Origin of the sequence: Bariatricus sp. SGI.161 (assembly GCF_050313695.1) — a bacterium.
Classification (GTDB): domain Bacteria; phylum Bacillota; class Clostridia; order Lachnospirales; family Lachnospiraceae; genus JAFBIX01.
The window spans coordinates 1-1,730 of the sequence record NZ_JBNPLX010000071.1 but is presented as its reverse complement, the minus strand read 5'-3'; the positions used below and the strand labels follow the sequence as shown (position 1 = coordinate 1,730).

Below are 1,730 nucleotides of genomic sequence, written 5' to 3'. Positions count from 1 at the left end.
ATAGGTAATTGTTAAATGTTTTTTTCTATGATGTGGATAACTTTCCTCATATAAGGAGAGAAAAAACGGTCATTATTCAGAATGGTTTCTGAATTGACATAAATCATCAGATATGGGGCGTACTTTAATAAGCCCATAAATGAACTATGACAACGAAATACTTTTTCAGGCAATTAAAGGTTTCAAACTTCGGATGTATTGTGGACAATTCATGCTGTGGGCGACAATGACGGTAAGTTGGCTTGCAATCCCTGCAAGAAAAACATCCGCTTTTGTGGTGATGTGGTTTCTGGATTTCCTTCCAGCAACACACATGTTGATTTTTAGATGGTCGATGGCACGTTCCACAATGGTTCTGATTTTGTAAAGGGAATCCCATTCTTCGGAATCTCTTTGAATTCCGGGAAACATGCGAAAATCTAGATTTTCGTATGTATAAGTGGTGCGTCCTTTGGTGGCGGTAGAACAAGGATCTTTACAGTCGCAGACATATTTACCCTTTACCATGTGAACTTTAGGACAAATCCATTTGACACGATCAGCACGTCCATTTTCATGGGTGACACCACAATACTTCATGGAAAGAGAAGGGTCACCCGGGCAGGTTGGATAGCCGTATTCGTTATATCCGACTTTTTTGAGATTGCTTTCATTTCTAGGGTTGTAAGGAATCAGAGCCTTGGAAAAATGAAAGTCATTCAACAGCATCCCATAGGTTTCGATGGTATCAAAAGAAGAATCACCCAGAAAAGTATCCGGATGGAAGTCCGGGTGCAGAAAAAAGAAATCGGAAAGCACAGGTTTCAGTGAAGTTGCATCCCCGATGGACTTATCTTCATCGGGAGAATCAGATTTCTTTTCTACCGTCATTTCCGGATGAGCTGCTTTAAAGTCATCATCCAGAAAAGAGATATGCCGAATGATACCCAGACCATTGGTAAGGATGGCAAATTTATCGGCATAGCAGAAATGCCCATTGATGTATTGTTGCTTTGCTTCGGGACAGGATGCCGCCTGTGAAGGCATAAGACCGTAAGCCATCTTATAAGGATCAACATCAGGGTTATCTTTGTAATAAGCTTTCAGCTTTCGGATCAGAGCATTGAGGGTTTTGGGATTGTTTTCCGTAACATAGAGCTCGATGCCGGAAGTATCAAAGGTAAGGATCTGAGCCAGAGAAGAATCAATCTGCTGACAAATGGGTTCGGTATAATCAACCATTTGTTGGAACATGAGATCAAGGTGGTCAGCAAAGTCCAGTTTAAAGCGTGTAAATAAAGGTGGATCAGGGACTTTGGAAAAACCGCAGAAATCCCGAAGTTCTTTGCAAAGATTCAATAAGAGTATCAGTAGGGAAACCGTGGGGATAGAAAAGATTTTTTGCAGGATGAGAGCAGAAAGGAAACCGGTAAGCGGATAATCTCTTTTGCGACCAAGATGCTGATAAAAAGCGTTATAAAAAGTTTGAGGAATAAAAAGAGAAATATCAAAATGCTGCTCCAGAAGTTGAAAAAAGGAAGGGACATCATCCACAAACATGTCCTTGCAGTCTGAAAAAGTATCTTTAAGTGAAAGCTGATGATAATTATTAGCCATAAATTTTTTCTCCTCTCGTGTGTGGGATGTTTGTGTGGTTACTTATATTTTACCATGAGTGGAGAGAAAATTTATATATAAACAGCGAGAAAACCCAGTAAAATCAATGGGTTGCGGTATTTAACAAATGCCTA

The 1,730-nt window shown here is 40.0% G+C and carries 1 protein-coding gene; it reads right to left on the bottom strand.

Annotated elements, in window-relative coordinates; genetic code table 11:
* Window positions 1-165: 165 nt before the first annotated feature.
* Entirely contained in the window at window positions 166-1,596 is a 1,431-nt protein-coding gene (locus ACQRBH_RS17190; RefSeq protein ID WP_427762676.1) for a transposase, read from the bottom strand.
* Window positions 1,597-1,730 lie beyond the last annotated feature (134 nt).

Excerpts from the sequence above, each read along its gene's own strand:
- ACQRBH_RS17190 (WP_427762676.1), bottom strand. The coding sequence starts at position 1,596 with ATGGCTAATAATTATCATCAGCTTTCACTTAAAGATACTTTTTCAGAC.